General features: G+C 62.3%; 12 protein-coding genes. 6 read left to right on the top strand and 6 right to left on the bottom strand.

Annotated features, from left to right (window positions below; genetic code table 11):
• Positions 1 to 66 precede the first annotated feature (66 nt).
• The gene (locus tag QTL56_RS09865; protein ID WP_245135974.1) at positions 67 to 1,563 is read left to right on the top strand and encodes a putative sodium/potassium/calcium exchanger; all 1,497 of its coding nucleotides are present in this window, start codon (positions 67 to 69) and stop codon (positions 1,561 to 1,563) included.
• 121 nt (positions 1,564 to 1,684) lie between these two features.
• Here QTL56_RS09865 and lysS read toward each other — a convergent pair whose 3' ends face one another.
• The 5 genes from lysS to QTL56_RS09840 form a co-directional block, all read right to left on the bottom strand.
• On the bottom strand, positions 1,685 to 3,181 hold the full coding sequence (gene lysS, locus QTL56_RS09860; protein ID WP_245135976.1) for a lysine--tRNA ligase: 1,497 nt from the start codon (positions 3,179 to 3,181) through the stop codon (positions 1,685 to 1,687).
• 189 nt (positions 3,182 to 3,370) lie between these two features.
• Positions 3,371 to 4,828 carry a glutamate--tRNA ligase gene (gene gltX, locus QTL56_RS09855; protein ID WP_245135977.1) on the bottom strand — a complete coding sequence of 486 codons (1,458 nt, stop codon included), beginning with the start codon at positions 4,826 to 4,828 and terminating at the stop codon, positions 3,371 to 3,373.
• Between the two features lie 453 nt (positions 4,829 to 5,281).
• Positions 5,282 to 7,051, bottom strand: a complete 1,770-nt coding sequence (locus QTL56_RS09850; protein WP_229574641.1) for an SLC13 family permease — start codon at positions 7,049 to 7,051, stop codon at positions 5,282 to 5,284.
• Between the two features lie 148 nt (positions 7,052 to 7,199).
• The gene (locus QTL56_RS09845) at positions 7,200 to 7,958 is read right to left on the bottom strand and encodes a TerC family protein (RefSeq protein WP_229574640.1); all 759 of its coding nucleotides are present in this window, start codon (positions 7,956 to 7,958) and stop codon (positions 7,200 to 7,202) included.
• A 118-nt stretch (positions 7,959 to 8,076) separates the two neighbouring features.
• A complete protein-coding gene (locus tag QTL56_RS09840; RefSeq protein ID WP_245135979.1) occupies positions 8,077 to 8,739 on the bottom strand; it encodes a TetR/AcrR family transcriptional regulator in 663 nt (220 codons plus the stop codon).
• A 182-nt stretch (positions 8,740 to 8,921) separates the two neighbouring features.
• Between QTL56_RS09840 and QTL56_RS09835 the strand changes: the two genes are divergently transcribed.
• From QTL56_RS09835 to xylA, 5 genes are all read left to right on the top strand, one after another.
• Complete coding sequence (locus QTL56_RS09835; RefSeq protein ID WP_370660337.1) at positions 8,922 to 10,097, top strand: HlyD family secretion protein; 1,176 nt, start codon at positions 8,922 to 8,924, stop codon at positions 10,095 to 10,097.
• Between the two features lie 33 nt (positions 10,098 to 10,130).
• Entirely contained in the window at positions 10,131 to 11,714 is a 1,584-nt protein-coding gene (locus QTL56_RS09830) for a DHA2 family efflux MFS transporter permease subunit (RefSeq protein ID WP_245135984.1), read from the top strand.
• A gap of 167 nt (positions 11,715 to 11,881) precedes the next feature.
• A complete protein-coding gene (locus QTL56_RS09825; protein ID WP_245135986.1) occupies positions 11,882 to 12,907 on the top strand; it encodes a LacI family DNA-binding transcriptional regulator in 1,026 nt (341 codons plus the stop codon).
• A gap of 23 nt (positions 12,908 to 12,930) precedes the next feature.
• Complete coding sequence (xylB, locus tag QTL56_RS09820) at positions 12,931 to 14,379, top strand: xylulokinase (protein WP_245135988.1); 1,449 nt, start codon at positions 12,931 to 12,933, stop codon at positions 14,377 to 14,379.
• 172 nt (positions 14,380 to 14,551) lie between these two features.
• On the top strand, positions 14,552 to 15,862 hold the full coding sequence (gene xylA / locus QTL56_RS09815) for a xylose isomerase (protein WP_245135990.1): 1,311 nt from the start codon (positions 14,552 to 14,554) through the stop codon (positions 15,860 to 15,862).
• Between the two features lie 75 nt (positions 15,863 to 15,937).
• Here the strand turns inward: xylA and QTL56_RS09810 are convergent, their stop codons facing one another.
• Positions 15,938 to 16,849 (bottom strand): LysR family transcriptional regulator, encoded by a 912-nt coding sequence (locus QTL56_RS09810; RefSeq protein ID WP_245135991.1) that lies wholly within the window; start codon positions 16,847 to 16,849, stop codon positions 15,938 to 15,940.
• Between the last annotated feature and the right edge of the window lie 74 nt (positions 16,850 to 16,923).

Below are 16,923 nucleotides of genomic sequence, written 5' to 3'. Positions count from 1 at the left end.
TCGGGGCGGTGTCATGGCGGAGTTCCAAGCGTGAAGGTGCCGAAGATCCACCTTTCACGAAAGCTCATGCTGGTATTGGGCGGGGTTCTCGTGACCCTCGGTGGCACGGGTGCGGCCGCCGTCTATATCGGTGCGGACAAACTGCTCGGGCCATCCTATGCGGAGCTCAACGGGCTCGAATGCACCGAGGTCACTTCGGTCGAAATTCACAAGAAGGACCGGTTCTGGGTTCGAACATTCGTCACCACCGATGAACCCGGCGATGGTCTGGCGCGCGTCAAGACGGCGCTGCGCGTGGCAAAGGCGGTGCAGGAAGCGAAGAAAGCCGATCTGGTGCAGGTCGTCGTGCTGGACGCGAATGGTCCGAAGGATCGGTCCGGCATGCGCGGTCGCGCCGTCGGTGCAGATGTCGTCTATGTTCCAGACCCCGCCCACGTGCCTGAGGAAGTCTCTGCGCGGGTCTTCACCGCGCGCTATGTCGATGGTCTTGCCGCGCCGAACGGCCAGTTCTTCGGCGACCGGATCGACATGCTCGAAGCCGATATCGAAGGTCTCGTTGCCAATCTGAACGACCAGGCCGATTGCATGAAGGCGGATGTGGCGGTGCCCGATGGTGGCGGACATGGTGCGCCGGCGGCAGGGCATGGTGAGAAGGCGGCCGAAGGTGACGGTCACGGCGCCCCGGCCGACAGCCACGGCGAAGCGCCGGCCGAAGGACACGGCGATGCACCTGCCGGCGAGCATGGCGAGGAAACGCCCGTTGCCGAACATGGCGCGGAGGAAAGCAAGGGCTGGATGGCGTCGGTGATGGGCATGGTCGGCCTTGGCGGCAGTGACGCGCCGGCGGATGGTCACGGCGCTGTCGCCGATGGCCACGATGCGCCGGCCGAAGAACATGTCGAGCCTGCGGCCGTGGCGCATGGCGATGGCCGGACCGAGCCCGCGATGGATCACGCAGCTCCGGAAAAGGCTCATGGCAAGGAAGCGGTGGCCGTGGCCACGCATGCCGAGTCATCCGAGCATAGCGAGCATGGCGAGCATGGCGAACAACAGGCAGCGCATGAGGCCGCAGAAGAACCGGTCACGGGCGTCGAAGCCGCCGGCCATGATGCCGCCGTCGAGCATGGCGCCGCTGTCGAGAAGGCTGTGGGGCATGGACCCACAACCGAAGAGGCCCCTGCTTCTCAAGGGGGCTGGCTGGATTCGTTGAAGGGCATGGTCGGGTTGGGGGCTTCCGAGGAAGAGGCCGTTGCCGAGGATGTTGTTGCCAAGACCGAGGAACCACAAGGCGCAGATGCTGGCGCAAGCACCGACCATGGCGCCGCCTGGCTCGAGCAGATGCGGGCGCAGCCGATTTCGCCCGATGCTGCGGGAGCGGCAGCTGCGCCGGGCAAGGCTGAGGAGCATGGTGGCGCAACCGATCATGCGCCTGTCGGCGAGCAGCACGTTTCGAAACCGGTCGCGCCAGTCGTTCAGCAGCATGCCGCGCCTGCCGAGGACGAGGCCATTCTGCCGCCCAAGGCTAAGGCCAAGGGCGACGAGCACGCAAAGGCTGATCACTGATCACTGCGGCAGGACATGATTTGCCAGACGAGTGGCAGCCAAGGGCAGTCCGGTTGTCATGAAACACAAAAGCCCCGGCCATGCGGACGGGGCTTTCGCATGTTCTGAATGGCGGTCTTGCTCAGTCGGCCTTGTTGCGTCGCGCCGGGAATAGAATGATGTCTCGGATCGAGGGCGCGTTGGTCAAAAGCATGATCAGGCGGTCGACGCCGATGCCGAGGCCACCGGCCGGCGGCATGCCCTGGTCGATCGCGTCGAGGAACTCTTCGTCGAGTTGCTTGTCCTTTTCGCCGCGCGAATGGGCCTGTTCGAGCTGCTCGACCATGCGCTTGCGCTGTTCTTCCGGGTCGTTGAGCTCGGAGAAGGCATTGCCGACTTCCCAGGCGTTGCAATAGGTCTCGAAACGCTCGACGAGGCGCGGCTCGCCGGGAACTTCCTTGGCAAAGGGCGAGATGTCCTTGGGGAAATGCGTGACGTGGCTCGGCTGGATCAGCGTGCCCTCGACCTTTTCCTCGAAGATGAAGGCGAGGCATTCGCCCCAGGTCCAGTCCTTCTCGACGGCAAAGCCGGCGGCCTTGGCGGCGGCGCGGGCTTCCTCGTCGGTCTTCATCGCGAGGAAGTCGATGCCGGTTGCTTGCTTGACGGCGTCCGGCATGGGAACGCGCTGGAACGGGCCCTTGAAGGAGATCTGCTTGTCACCGAACGTGAGGTCGGTCGTTCCGTGGATCGCGATGGCGAGCGTCTCGAACATGCGCTCGACCAGGCCCATGATGTCCTCGTAGTCGGCATAGGCCCAATAGCATTCCATCATGGTGAATTCGGGATTGTGGCGGGTCGACACACCTTCGTTGCGGAAGTTGCGGTTGACCTCGAATACCTTGTCGGCAAGCCCGGAGACCAGCGTACGCTTCAGGAACAGTTCCGGCGCGATGCGCAGATACATGTCCATCTTCAGCGTGTTGTGGTGCGTCTTGAAGGGCTCGGCGGTCGCGCCGCCATAAACGGTCTGCAACATCGGCGTCTCGACTTCGAGGAAGCCTTCGGCCTCCATGAAGCGGCGAATGCCGGAGACGATCTTCGAGCGCTGCTGGAAGCGGAGCTTCGACTCCTCGTTGGTGAGGATATCGAGATGGCGCTTGCGGTAGCGCAGCTCGATGTCGGCGAGGCCGTGATACTTCTCCGGCATGGGCAGAAGTGTCTTCGTCAGCATGGTGATTTCATGGGCGTTGATCGTCAGTTCGCCACGCTTCGTGCGACGCACCTGGCCAGTGACGCCGATGATGTCACCGAGGTCGATCATCGGCAGCAGCGCGCGGGCGCCTTCAGGCGTCGTGTCCTTGTGGGAGAAGATCTGGATCTTGCCCGAGGCGTCGTGGATATCCATGAACATGCCGGAATTGCGCGAGGAATAGACGCGACCGGCAACCGTGATAATGTCGTCAGACGTTTCGTCGAGTTCCAGGCCTGCATATTTTTCGGCGAATTCCGCATTGGTCATCGTGCGGTGGAAATGCGCCGGATAGACGTCGCCGACCTGTTCGCGCAGCAGCGCGAGTTTCTGGCGGCGGACTTCTGTCGGGTCGGAGGACAGGGCGGTTTCGGTGGTCTGTTCGGTCATTGTCTATCGCCTCGGATCGGCCTTGAGTATGTTTCATCCCCCTCTGTCACTTGGTGACATCTCCCCCACAAGGGAGGAGACTGGTCTCGGCCGGATCGGGCTTGCCCGCTCTCCCCCATGTGGGGGAGATGCCCGGCAGGGCAGAGGGGGTAGTTCCTGCGCCGCCCCATCAGGCGGCACTCATTCAAATCAGTTCTGTGCACCCACCATCGCGGTCAGCACCTGGATTGCAACCTTCAGGCGCTGGCGCACGACCGAGCGGCCGAGCAGTGCCATGCTGTCGAACAGCGGCAGCGAACGCTGGCTGCCCGAGACGGCGACGAAGAGAGGCGGGGTCACGACGCGGAGCTTCTTGCCCATGCGCTCGGAGACTGCGCGCAGCTCTTCCTCGATGGTCGTCACATTCCATTCGAGGATCTTTTCAAGATCCGCCTGAACCGTGGTGACGATTTCCAGCGTTTCGGCCGGGCTGGTCTTCAGGCCACCGAAAGAGGCCGGTGTCAGGCCGACATCATTTGCCAGAAGGAAGCCGGCGAGCGGCGGGACTTCGCCGAGCTTGGTCACACGGCTCTGGGCAAGCTTCACGCCTTCGACGAGGCGATCGTTTTCCATCGACCAGTCGAGCACGCGGGAAACGAAGTCTTCCGGGGTCAGCTTTTCACGCAGCCAGCGGCCGTTCAGCCAGTCGAGCTTCTGGATGTCGAAGATCGCACCGGCCTTGGACAGGTTGTCGGGGTCGAATTTCTCGATCAGCTCTTCCATCGACAGAAGCTCTTCACCCTCGGCAATCTGGATGAAGAACAGGCCGAGAAAGTTCATCAGCGCTTCCGGCAGGTAGCCGAGGGCCGAATAGTAGGAGATGGATGTCGGGTTCTTGCGCTTCGACAGTTTCGACTTGTCGTGATTGCGCATCAGCGACAGGTGCATGAAGACCGGCGGCTCGAGACCGAGATGCTTGTAGATCAGGATGTGCTTCGGAACCGAGGCCAGCCACTCTTCGCCGCGGGCGACGTGGGTGATCTTCATCATATGGTCGTCGACGACGTTCGCCATGTGATAGGTCGGCATGCCGTCGCCCTTGAGCAGGACCTGCATGTCGACGCTCTCCCACGGGATCGAGACGTCGCCATAGACGCCGTCGTGGAAATCGCAGGAGCCTTCTGTCGGAACCTTCAGGCGCACGACATGCGGCTCGCCGGCTTCAACGCGAGCGGTCACTTCTTCGGCCTTGAGATGCAGGCAGAGGCCGTCATAGCCCGGGGGCTTGCCGGCGGCGCGCTGGGCTTCGCGCATGGATTCCAGCCGCTCGGGCGTGCAGAAACAGCGGAAGGCGCCGCCATTGTCGAGCATCTTGTCGACGTAGGGACGATAGAGGTCCTTGCGCTCGGACTGGCGGTAGGGACCGTAGGGGCCGCCGACATCGGGACCTTCCGACCAGGTGAGGCCGGTCCATTTCAGCGCATCCAGCACCTTCTGCTCGAATTCGGCCGTGGAGCGGGTCGCGTCGGTATCCTCGATGCGCAGAATGAACTCGCCATCGAATTTCTTCGCGAAGAGGTAGTTGAACAGCGCGATATAGGCGGTGCCGACATGGGGCTCGCCTGTCGGGGAGGGTGCGATGCGGACGCGGACGCCGGAATTGGTCATGAACTCAGCTCGTGGTGCGTGCGGGGATCAGACGCACAAGCGCCGGATCGACAAGGTTGTGAGACTGCCTGTGATGGCTGCGCGGACAGGATGAGGCGCCAGATGTGCCGTCTGTTCCACCGGCTGGCCTTAGGCCATATTCATGGCCTTGCGTCAAGAAAAACCACGGAAACCAGCCAACCGGGGCTACGTGAGAAAAAAAACGAAAAATTTCTTCGGCGACGGAACCCGATGGCAGATGCGGCGTTATTTGCTGCAGAGCGCCGGCTGGGTCTGGCGAATGCGAGGATCAGATAAGGTCGGTGCCCCCGCCACTTTTTCCCTCGCTGAAGCAGGCACGCGAGCCCCTTAATCGCGAAGCTGGCGCTCTCCCCTAAGTCCCCGCCCCAAAGGAAAACCCGTGTCCGCCGACGCGGGTTTTTCTTTGCGCTTTCATGGGCGCTGTCAGGCGTCCTATTGAACGGGCCAAACCATGAGAAGGGCTGGAACGGACACAATCAGGATCAGGATCGAGAGCGGGAAACCCAGGCGCGGATAGTCCGAGAACTTGTAGCCGCCGGGGCCCATGACCAGCGTGTTGCACTGGTGGCCGATGGGAGTGAGAAAGTCGCAACCGGCGCCGATCGCGACCGCCATCAGGAAGGCCTCCGGCTTGTAACCGAGGCCCGTCGCGAAGCTTGCGGCGATGGGCGCCATGACCAGCACTGTCGCCGCGTTGTTGAGGAAGGGCGTTACGGCCATGGCCGTCAGCAGGATGATCGCAACTGCACCCCAGACGGGCAGGCCGCCCGCGACCATGTTCAGCCAGCCGGCGATCACGTCGCTGCCGCCTGAAGTCCGCAATGTGTCGGCGACGGGGATAAGGGCTGCGAGCATCACGAGGATCGGCCCATCGACCGCCCGATAGACTTCATTCACCGGCAGGACCCCGAACGCGACCATGGCAAGGGCGGCGGCGAAAAAGGCGATCGCGACAGGTGCCAGTCCAAGTGCTGTGGACCCCATGGCAATCACCAGGATGGCAAGGGGGATGACGACGTTGCGGCTTGTGCCGAGCAGGATTTCGCGTTCTGCCAGCGGCAGGCAGCCCAGCTCGGTCAGAATTGCCGGCATCTGCTGGCGCAGCCCCTGAAGCAATACCACGTCGCCGGAGCGCAGCGTGAGCTGGCCGAGGCGTTCGCGGATGCGCTTTCCCTGGCGGCTGACCGCAAGCAGGTTCACGTTGTAGGAATGAACCAGCGAAAGCTCGCTGATCGTCTGGCCGATCAGGGGCGATCCACGCCCGATCACGGCCTCGACGGAAGAGATGTCGCCGCGCTTCTTGGTGTCGCCATCGGTGTTGCCGGTGAGGCTGAGATTGCCCTGCGAAACGATCCGGTCGAGTGCTTCGGACGGGCCTTCCAGCAGAAGCGTGTCCTCCGCGTGCAGGAGAACGTCCGGGAAGGGAGAGAGGCGAGTGTTGCCGCGCAGGATGGCGGTTGCCGTGACTTCGCCGTCCGACGTCTGCAAGAGCTGATGAAGTGTCTTTCCGACGACTGACGACTGGCGGGTGATCATGGCTTCCGTCGAGAAGTTGGAACTCTCCAGCGCCTCCTGCAATGACGGGTTCTGGTTCTCGCGGTGCGGCACCAGCCAGTAGAAGAATATCAGAAAGACGATGCCGGCTGCGGCCAGCACTGCGCCGACAGGTGTGAAGTCAAACATCGTGAAAGGCTGGCCGGTCAGTTCTTCACGCAGGCGCGACACCGCGATGTTCGGCGATGTGCCGATCTGGGTCATCAAGCCGCCGAGCAGGGCTGCGAAGGCCATCGGCATGAGAAAGGTCGAGGCTGGCACATTCGAGCGTCGCGCGAATTGGAACGCGACCGGCATCATGATCGCGAGCGCGCCGATGTTCTTGATGAAGGCGGATAGAACAGCCACCGTCACGAGAAGCAGCAGCATCTGGCCATGCAGGCCGGTGAGTGCTGGAAAAAAACGCTTGATCGCGAGATCGACCACGCCGGAGCGGGCTACACCCGCACTGACCACGAGCGCGCTGCCGACAATGATGACGAGGTCATCGGAAAAGCCGGAAAAGGCCTCGCTTGGCGAAATCAGGCCGACGGCGACTGCCGCCACCAGTGCGCAGCAGGCAACCACATCGTAGCGGATCTTTTCCCACAGGAATGCCGCCATCATGATGGCGATGATGCCGAAGGCGAGGGTCTGCTCGTATGTCATCGGGTTCCGGCGTGATGCTGGCGTTGTGAGAGAAGGCGTAAGTTCTTGCGAGAAGTCTGGCAAGGGCCGATCGATCCCGCAACCGCCGTTCCACACGGAAAAGGCCTGTCGATCGACAGGCCTTTCCAAGTTCTAATGTCAGCCGTGGTCAGTGGGTGGTGGCCTTGAGCCTGCGGTCCCGCTCACGCTTGCGGCGTGCAAACATGTTGAGCACCTCCACGAGCGCAGAGAAGGCCATGGCGGCGTAGACGTAACCCTTCGGTACATGGAAGCCCATGCCTTCGGCGATCAGCGTGGTGCCGATCATCATCAGGAATGCCAGTGCTAACATGACGATGGTCGGGTTCTTCTCGATGAAATTCGCCAGCGGGGTCGCCGCGACAAGCATGACCGTCACGGCCGCGACCACTGCGACCACCATGATCGGCACATGCGGTGTCATGCCAACGGCGGTGATGATGCTGTCGATCGAAAAGACGAGGTCCAGAAGCAGGATCTGCCCGATGGCGCTGACGAACGTGGTCGATGCGGTCGAGGCGATGAAGTCCTCTTCCTTGTCGACCGGATCGACGGCATGGTGAATTTCCTTCGTGGCCTTCCAGACCAGGAAGAGACCACCGGCGATCAGGATCATGTCCTTCCAGGAGAAGCCCTGGCCGAACAGCTCGAAGACAGGCGTGGTCAACTGCACGATCCAGGCAACCGTACCCAGAAGTGCAAGGCGCATGACAAGGGCGAGGCCGATGCCGATCCGTCTTGCCTTTTCGCGCATTTCCTGCGGCAGCTTGTTGGTCAGGATCGAGATGAAGATCAGGTTGTCGATGCCGAGCACGATCTCCATGACGACAAGCGTCACGAGGGCGACCCAGGCAGCGGGATCCTGAAGGAGGGCGATAATATCCTGCATAGATGTCTTCCGTGCTGATCAAACGGACTAGGGAGCCCAGGACATGAGACATATCCGGGGGAATGGCAAGCAGCGAATTAAGTCTCCGGTCGGAACAAAGTTCCGTCTCTGATCAGCTTTAGGCTTTGTCGGTTTTCGGACCGTAGAAGTTCATGAACATCCGCAGGCCGGACTCCACGACGCGCTCGATCTCCTTGTCGTCGGGGCGCACGGGGATGTCGTTGAACAGCCGCTTCTTGAAATAGCCGGCCGTCGACATGTCGATGAACTGACGCGCGGCAAGATCCGTGTCTTCGACAAAGAGCTCGCCCTTCTCGTTTGCTGCCGCGATGTAGTCCTGCAACAGCACCTTGATGTTTGTGGGCGAAGACGCGAAGAAGCGCTGACACAGCGTCGGCATGCGATCGAGTACACCCATCAGAATTCGCATCGTCGGGATCATTTCGGTGTCGAGAATGAAATGCGCGTGGGCGAGCGCATACCGCCGCAGGCCTTCCTCGACATTGGCGCTTTCCTCCAGGATCTGCCGGATGGCAGCATCGAAGGCGCTCTTCTCGCGCTCTACAAGCGCGCCGAACAGATCTTCCTTGCTCTGGAAATAAACGTAGATGGTTCCCTTGGAGACACCAGCCTCGCGGGTGACGTCGTTCATGCTCGCGGCGTCATAGCCGAGCTTCATGAAGACACGCTTGGCTCCGTCCAGGATCTGTCCCCGCTTGACGGGATCCGCGCCCGCAGCAAAGCGGCCAACTCCGGCAACGGAGTGGCAAGGGGAAGTCATGGCAGTTTCCTCGGATTGTTTCGACATATCCTGACCAAAGAAAAATTAACGTAATCGAGCAACCGCTGCGCAGAAGCTCGCCTGTGCCTCTTGATATGGGGGAAGAAACACTCTAAGTCAATCGAACCGAACGGTTCAGTTCGAATAATTTCAACCATTCCCCGGTCCGTGCCATGTCAACGATGCAAAGATCCACCGCCCTTCGTTCCAACTCCACTCCAGTCGATCGGAATGAGGCTGCGCCTGCGGCAGAGACGGATATCGGGGTGTCCCATCAGGCCCCTGAAGCGACGGCCTCGGCGCCCCGGCGCAGTCCGGTTCTGCCTGTTATTCTCGCCGCACTGCTCGCCGCCGGCGCCTGGTATGGCTACGGATGGTGGACGGACGGCCGGTTCATGGTGTCGACCGAAGACGCCTATATCGAAGGTGACATTGCAATCATCTCGCCCAAGGTTTCCGGCTATGTTGCCAAGGTGAATGTCGCCAGCAACCAGGTTGTTCATGCGGGTGATCCGCTGGTCACGCTGGATGGGGGCGATTATCAGATCGCCTATGATCAGGCCGTCGCCGGCAAGCAGAGTTCTTCCCTCGCGGTCAGCCGTATCGATGCCCAGATCGCCGGCGGCCAGGCGAGTGTTGCCGAAGCGAAGGCGCAACTCGGGGCACTCGAAGCCTCCGTGCGTGGCGCCGAGATCACCGAAAAACGTGCCAGCGAACTTGCCTCGAAGAGTGTCGGGACGACCGCGGATCTCGATAATGCAAGAGTTGCGCTCGAGCAGGCTCGCGCCAATCTCGTTGCCGGTCAGGCGGCTGTGGATTCCGCCGAGGCCAATCTTTCGATCCTGAAGGCGCAGCGCGACGAGGCGATCAATGCCGTGCGCGTGCAGGATCAGGTGGTGGCCAAAGCCAGACGCGACCTGGATTTCACCGTTCTCAAGGCGCCTTATGACGGCGTTGTGGGCAATCTGTCCGTCCAGGCGGGCGATCTCGTTTCCGCCGGCAAGCGGCTTGCAGCCCTGGTGCCGACCAATGAGCTTTACATCGAGGCGAACTTCAAGGAGACGCAGATCGCCGATCTCGTCCCGGGTTCCAAGGTCTCGATCCATGTCGATGCTTACGGTGACCAGCCGCTCGAAGGCACCGTGACCTCTATCGCCCCCGCTTCCGGTGCCATCTTCTCGATGCTGCCGGCTGAAAACGCGACGGGTAATTTCACCAAGGTGGTCCAGCGTGTGCCCGTCCGGATAGCTCTTCCCAAGGACGCGCTTGCCGGCGGCCATCTGCGTGCCGGCCTCAGTGTCATCGTCGACGTCGACACCCGCACGGCCCCTGACGGCCAGGCGCTTGCCGCGAAGTAAACCACCGGCAGTCGTTATCGAAAGGGCCTCGTCATGGCCGCAATCACCACTCAGGACGCCGCTTCCCTGGCACCCGCCGAGGAGCGCATGGACCCCAGGCGCGTCCTCGCATTCCTGGCAATGGTCTTCGGCATGTTTATGTCGATCCTCGACATCCAGATCGTCTCCGCATCACTCGCCGAGATCCAGGCCGGACTCGGCGCCGGCTCGGAGGAAGTCGCTTGGGTTCAGACATCCTATCTGATTGCCGAGGTGATCATGATTCCGTTGTCGGGCGTGCTCGCACGCATCGTATCGACGCGGGTGCTGTTCACCTTCTGCGCGGCCGGTTTCACGCTTGCCAGCGCTCTCTGCGCGACCGCCACCAATATCGAGCAGATGATCGTCTACCGCGCGATCCAGGGCTTCATCGGTGGTGGCATGATCCCCTCCGTGTTTGCGGCGGCTTTCACCATCTTTCCGCCTTCGAAGCGCAACATCGTCTCGCCGATGGTCGGACTTGTCGCCACACTCGCGCCGACAATCGGTCCGACGATCGGAGGCTATATCAGCCACGCCATGTCCTGGCACTGGCTGTTCCTGATCAATGTCGTGCCGGGTGTGATCGTCGCGGCAGCCGCCTGGAGCCTGATCGATTTCGACAAGCCGGACCTCAAGCTCTTGAAGAAGTTCGACTGGTGGGGGCTGGTCTCGATGGCGGTCTTCCTGGGCTCGATGGAATTCGTGCTGGAAGAGGGCAACAACAAGGACTGGTTCAACGATCATCATATTGTCATGGGCACCCTTGCCATGGTGATCGGCGGCTTCATCTTCTTCCGCCGTGTCTTCAGGGTGGAGTTGCCGGTCGTCGACCTGCGCGCCTTCTCCAATGCCAACTTCGCCTTCGGTTCGCTGTTCTCCTTTGTCATGGGGGTCGGGCTTTACGGGCTGACCTATCTCTATCCGCTCTATCTCGGGCGCATTCGCGGGTATGACAGCCTGATGATCGGCGAGACCATGTTCGTCTCAGGTGCGGCCATGTTCCTGACGGCACCGGTTGCCGGGGTTCTGTCGGGCAAGCTCGATCCGCGTGTGATGATGATGATCGGCTTTGGCGGCTTTGCGCTCGGCACCTACATGATGACCGGAATTACCGCGGACTGGGACTTTTACGAACTGCTCGTGCCGCAGATCCTGCGCGGCTGCTCGCTGATGCTGTGCATGGTGCCGATCAACAATCTGGCGCTCGGCACGCTGCCGCCTGATCGTATCAAGAATGCCTCGGGCCTCTTCAACCTGACCCGCAACCTCGGCGGGGCCGTGGGTCTTGCCATCATCAACACAATGCTGACGCAGCGAACCGACGATCATTATGCCCGCCTCTCCGAACAGCTGAACTGGGGCAATCAGGCAGCGCTGGACTGGCTTGCCAGCGTCGGCGCAAACTACGACAGCTATGGGCTCGATGGAACGGCCGTGGCGATCAAGAAGCTTTCCGGCGTTGTCACGCAGCAGGCCTGGCTCCTGTCTTTCATGGATGTGTTTCTCGGGCTGACGGTCCTCTTCGCCTGCCTGGTCTTCCTGGCGCTACTGCTGAAGAAGCCGACGGCGACGGCACCGGCCGGCGCCGGCCACTGACGGCACAGTGCCCGCGTAAGCTTGCGGGTCCAGTCTTCTTGCCGATCTCCAGGTCGCGGCCGCCCATACTGTGGGCGGCCTTTTTTTTGATCCAGAAGAGGTACGTACATCATAATCCTGATTTACGTACCTCAGGCGCTGGTGTAGGACAGGCGCCGGAGGAGAGAATGAAGCCGACCGTCCATGACATTGCGAGCCGCGCGGGCGTGAGCCTTGCCACCGTTGACCGGGTATTGAACCGGCGGCCGGGGGTCAGTGCACGGACCCGCGAAAAGGTGGACCTCGCCGTCAGCGAGCTCGGTTTCGTGCGCGATGTGGCCGCAGCCAATCTCGCCAAGGGTCGAACCTATCCGCTGACCTTCCTCATTCCTTCTAACGACAACTCCTTCATGCGAGGCTTGAGGCTCGCACTCGACGAGGCCGGGGAGCGGGCAGGCGTGGAGCGCATTGCGATCCGCCTTGTCGACGTGCCGGCCTTCGATGCGGCGGCGCTGGCGACAGCACTCAGGGACGCTGCAGCAGAGCAGCCGGCGGGCATCGCCTTCGTCGCCGTCGATGCGCCGGACGTGGCTGCAGCTGCCGCTGAGGTGGTCTCTGCCGGCATCCCGCTGGTGACGCTGGTTTCGGATCTCTCAGGCGCAGAACGCGATCATTATGCCGGCATCGACAATGCCGCTGCCGGACGCACGGCCGCGAGCCTGCTCGGGCGTTTTGTTGGTGGTCGCCGGGGTAAGGTCGCCGTACTCGCGGGTTCCATGCTGGTGCGTGATCACCGCGAGCGCTGCGAGGCTTTCGCCTCTGTGATCACTTCGGATTTCGCGGGCCTTGACCTGTTGCCCGTGTCGGAAGGCCGCGACGATCCTGACGTGGTCGAGCGGCTGGTCTCCGCGCTCTTTGTGGGCCACTCCGACATCGTCGCACTCTATAGCCTCGGTGCCGGCAATCGCGGACTGGTGCGTGCGCTGGAACGTGTGCCGCGGGAAAACCGACCGGTCGTCATCGCGCATGAGCTGACCGAGACGACGCGCGGCGCGCTGCAATCGGGCCTGTTCGATGCGGTCCTCAATCAGGATGCCGGCCACGAGGTGCGCAGCGCCATCCGCGTCCTGAAGGCCAAGGCCGACGGGCTTCCTGTCGTGGCCGCCCAGGAGCGCATTCGTATCGACATATTCCTGAAGGACAATCTGCCCTGAAGGCAGAGCATTGGAGGACACCCATGTATCTCGGATTGGATCTCGGCACATCCAGCGTCAAGGCTATGCTGATCGATGGCGATCAGAAGGTTGTCGGCGTCGGCCATGCGGCCTTGACCGTGCAGCGGCCGCATCCCGGCTGGTCGGAACAGGCGCCGGGCGACTGGCTGCGGGCGACCGAAGAGGCCGTTGCTGCGCTCAAGGCCTCGCATCCGAAGGAACTCGCTGCCGTCAGGGGCATCGGTCTTTCCGGCCACATGCATGGCGCGACGCTTGTCGACGCCAAGGACCGGGTGTTGCGACCCTGCATTCTCTGGAACGATACCCGCAGCCATGCGGAGGCTGCGGTACTGGACGCCGATCCGCGCTTCCGGGCACTGACGGGCAATATCGTCTTCCCCGGTTTCACGGCGCCGAAGCTTGCCTGGGTGAAAAGCAACGAGCCGGAGACCTTCGAGAAGGTCGCCAAAGTCTTGCTGCCGAAGGATTTCCTGCGGCTCTGGCTGACGGGGGAATATCTCTCCGACATGTCTGACTCGGCCGGTACCAGCTGGCTCGACACGGGCAAGCGGGCCTGGTCGGCGGAGCTGCTCGAAGCCACGGGGCTGAGCGTCGAACAGATGCCGGGTCTTGTCGAGGGGACCGATCGGGCCGGCACGCTGCGTGCGGAGCTTGCGATGAAATGGGGCCTCGGCGCAAACGTCGTCGTCGCCGGTGGAGCAGGGGACAATGCCGCTTCCGCCTGCGGCATGGGTACTGTTGCCGAAGGCCAGGCCTTCGTGTCGCTCGGCACGTCAGGCGTTCTCTTCGCGGCGAATGCATCCTATCTCCCGAAGCCGGAAAGTGCCGTGCATGCCTTCTGCCATGCGCTGCCGAAAACCTGGCACCAGATGGGCGTCATCCTGTCGGCAACCGATGCACTCAACTGGCATTCGACCGTGACCGGCAAATCGGCCGGCGAACTGACCGGCGAACTCGGCGATGCGCTTCATGCCCCGACGGGTGTCACCTTCCTTCCTTACCTCTCTGGCGAGCGGACACCCCACAACGATGCGAAGATCCGTGGCGCCTTCATCGGGCTTGGCCATGAAAGCGACCGGGCGGTGCTGACCCAGGCGGTGCTGGAAGGCGTAACCTTCGCCATTCGCGACAGCCTGGAAGCGCTGAAATCCGCCGGCACGAAGATCGACCGTGTTACCGCCATCGGCGGCGGGTCTCGCTCGCGCTACTGGCTGTCGTCGATCGCCACAGCTCTCGATATGCCGGTCGATATCCCGGCCGACGGCGATTTCGGGGCTGCCTTCGGCGCCGCACGCCTTGGGCTGATCGCGGCGACCGGCGCCGATCCGCTGTCGGTTTGCAGGGCGCCGGAAACGGCCGAGACGGTCGAGCCGGTCAAGGCGCTTACCTCGGCCTATGAGGCGGCATACGGCCGCTATCGGGCGCTTTATCCGGCGATCCGGGGACTTTGAAGATTTGCCACTGACCCTGGCTCTCTCCCCGCAAGCGAGAAGAGAGGCCGGAAACGGCGGCGGCGCATTCCTTCTCCCCGTTCACGGGGAGAAGAGGCCGGCAGGCGGGTGAAGGGGCAGCGTCGCGAGGCGCGTGAACACCAACACAAACACACACCAAGGAGGACTACCCATGAGCACAGGTTTCTTCGGCAATATCCAGAAGATCAAATATGAAGGCGAAGGCAGCACCAATCCGCTGGCCTTCCGTCACTACAATCCCGACGAAGTGGTCATGGGCAAGCGGATGGAAGACCATCTGCGTTTTGCCATCGCCTACTGGCATACCTTTGTCTGGCCGGGCACTGATCCGTTCGGCGGCAACACGTTCGAGCGTCCGTGGTTCAAGGATACGATGGATGCAGCGAAGATGAAGGCCGATGTCGCCTTCGAATTCTTCCAGTTGCTCGGCACGCCCTACTACTGCTTCCACGACGCGGATGTTCGCCCTGAAGGCGACAGCTTTGCCGAGAACACCAAGAACCTGAACGAGATCGTCGACTACTTCGCGAAGAAGCAGGAAGAGACCGGCGTCAAGCTGCTCTGGGGCACGGCGAACATGTTCTCACATCGCCGCTACATGTCGGGTGCCGCGACCAATCCGGATCCAGACGTCTTCGCCTTTGCCGCCGCAACCGTGAAAACCTGCATGGACGCGACGCTGAAGCTCGGCGGCGAGAATTACGTTTTGTGGGGCGGCCGCGAAGGCTACGAGACCCTGCTCAACACCGATCTCGGACGCGAGCTCGACCAGATGGGCCGCTTCCTGAACCTCGTGGTCGAATACAAGCACAAGATCGGCTTCAAGGGCGCGATCCTGATCGAGCCGAAGCCGCAGGAACCGTCGAAGCACCAGTATGACTACGACGTTGCGACGGTCTACGGCTTCCTGAAGCGCTACGGGCTCGAAAACGAAGTGAAGGTCAATATCGAGCAGGGCCATGCGATCCTCGCCGGCCACTCGTTCGAGCACGAGCTGGCGCTCGCCAATGCGCTCGGCATCTTCGGTTCGATCGACATGAACCGCAACGACTACCAGTCCGGCTGGGATACCGACCAGTTCCCGAACAATGTGCCGGAAATGGCGCTGGCCTATTACCAGGTCCTGCAAGCCGGCGGCTTCACGACAGGCGGCACCAATTTCGATGCCAAGCTGCGCCGCCAGTCGCTCGACGCCGAAGATCTGTTGATCGCTCACATCGGCGGTATGGATTGCTGCGCCCGCGGCCTGAAAGCCGCCGCCAAGATGGTGGAAGACAAGGCGCTGTCGGCGCCGCTCGGCAACCGTTACGCCGGTTGGGACAAGGCCGAGAACCAGAAGATGCTGCGTGGCGAGGAAGGCCTCGATGCAATCGCTGCCCGCGTCGAAGCCCAGAACGTCAATCCGAAGCCGGTCTCCGGCAAGCAGGAACTCTTGGAAAACGTCATCAACCGCTACGTTTGATCGGTATTGCTGACGTGACGACCAGGGCCGGGGCGCGAAAGCGTCCCGGCCTTTCCCGTTGCTGGGTCTGGCGCATCATCCAGGGCGGTTGGTCTTGATGTAGTCGACAAAGGCGCGCAGAGGTGCCGGCATCAGCCGGCGTTCCGGGTAGTAGAGGAAGGGGCCGGAAAAGCTCAACCACCAGGGTTCCAGCACCGGCAGCAATTCGCCGCTGGCGAAATGCGGTCTCAGCCAGTCTTCGAACAGCGCAAGGATGCCTGCACCGGAGATCGCGGCTCTGATGCCCAACTCGGTCGCATCCCCGGCTCGCACGAGCAGTTGGCCATTGGGCTCGACTACAAGTGTCTCGCCATCCTTCTCGAATTCCCAGGCCATGGCCGGACGCCCGGCAAACCGGCTGCGGATGCAGTTATGCGCCAGCAGATCGCGGGGATGCTGCGGATGACCGTGCGTGTTCAGGTAGGCAGGAGAGGCGCCAAGGCCGTAGCGCTGCAGGCGCGGGCCGATCGGCACGGCGATCATGTCCTGCGCCAGTCGCTCATCATAGCGGATGCCGGCATCGTAACCGGCGGCGATGACATCGATCAGGCTCTCGTCGGTGTCGATTTCCAGCCGGATGTCGGGATAGGCGGCGAGGAAGCCGGGGACGATCGCCGGCAGCACCAGTCTTGCAGCACTTGCCGGCACGTTGAGCCGCAGCGTGCCGGCGGCACGGCCATCGAAGCTCCTGACATGTTCGAGCGCTGCACCGATTTCCCCGAAGGCGGGTCCGATGCGTTCCATCAGTCCGCGCCCGGCATCGGTCGGCACGACGGCGCGTGTCGTGCGGTTGAGCAGGCGGATGCCGAGCTGGGCCTCCAGACGGCGCACCGCATCGCTCAGGGCAGAGGCGCTGGTATTGCCCAGCCGCGAGGCCTCGCGAAATCCGCCGGCGCGGGCGACTGCGAGAAAGGCGCTGACATCGCTCATCTCGGGTGTATCGGCCATTGCTGCTCCTGATTATTGTGCTGTTTTCCGGACGGCCTGTCCGGATTGCATCGGATTATCCTGAAAGTGTCGGC

This window comes from Peteryoungia algae (genome assembly GCF_030369675.1).
Taxonomy (GTDB): Bacteria; Pseudomonadota; Alphaproteobacteria; order Rhizobiales; family Rhizobiaceae; genus Allorhizobium; species Allorhizobium algae.
Note: the sequence above shows the minus strand (reverse complement) of the source record. Positions and strands in the feature narration are given on the sequence as shown.

Coding starts and splice junctions, on each gene's coding strand:
- QTL56_RS09865 (WP_245135974.1), top strand. CDS start 67: ATGCTGGTATTGGGCGGGGTTCTCGTGACCCTCGGTGGCACGGGTGCG.
- lysS (WP_245135976.1), bottom strand. CDS start 3,181: ATGACCGAACAGACCACCGAAACCGCCCTGTCCTCCGACCCGACAGAA.
- gltX (WP_245135977.1), bottom strand. CDS start 4,828: ATGACCAATTCCGGCGTCCGCGTCCGCATCGCACCCTCCCCGACAGGC.
- QTL56_RS09850 (WP_229574641.1), bottom strand. CDS start 7,051: ATGACATACGAGCAGACCCTCGCCTTCGGCATCATCGCCATCATGATG.
- QTL56_RS09845 (WP_229574640.1), bottom strand. CDS start 7,958: ATGCAGGATATTATCGCCCTCCTTCAGGATCCCGCTGCCTGGGTCGCC.
- QTL56_RS09840 (WP_245135979.1), bottom strand. CDS start 8,739: ATGACTTCCCCTTGCCACTCCGTTGCCGGAGTTGGCCGCTTTGCTGCG.
- QTL56_RS09835 (WP_370660337.1), top strand. CDS start 8,922: ATGCAAAGATCCACCGCCCTTCGTTCCAACTCCACTCCAGTCGATCGG.
- QTL56_RS09830 (WP_245135984.1), top strand. CDS start 10,131: ATGGCCGCAATCACCACTCAGGACGCCGCTTCCCTGGCACCCGCCGAG.
- QTL56_RS09825 (WP_245135986.1), top strand. CDS start 11,882: ATGAAGCCGACCGTCCATGACATTGCGAGCCGCGCGGGCGTGAGCCTT.
- xylB (WP_245135988.1), top strand. CDS start 12,931: ATGTATCTCGGATTGGATCTCGGCACATCCAGCGTCAAGGCTATGCTG.
- xylA (WP_245135990.1), top strand. CDS start 14,552: ATGAGCACAGGTTTCTTCGGCAATATCCAGAAGATCAAATATGAAGGC.
- QTL56_RS09810 (WP_245135991.1), bottom strand. CDS start 16,849: ATGGCCGATACACCCGAGATGAGCGATGTCAGCGCCTTTCTCGCAGTC.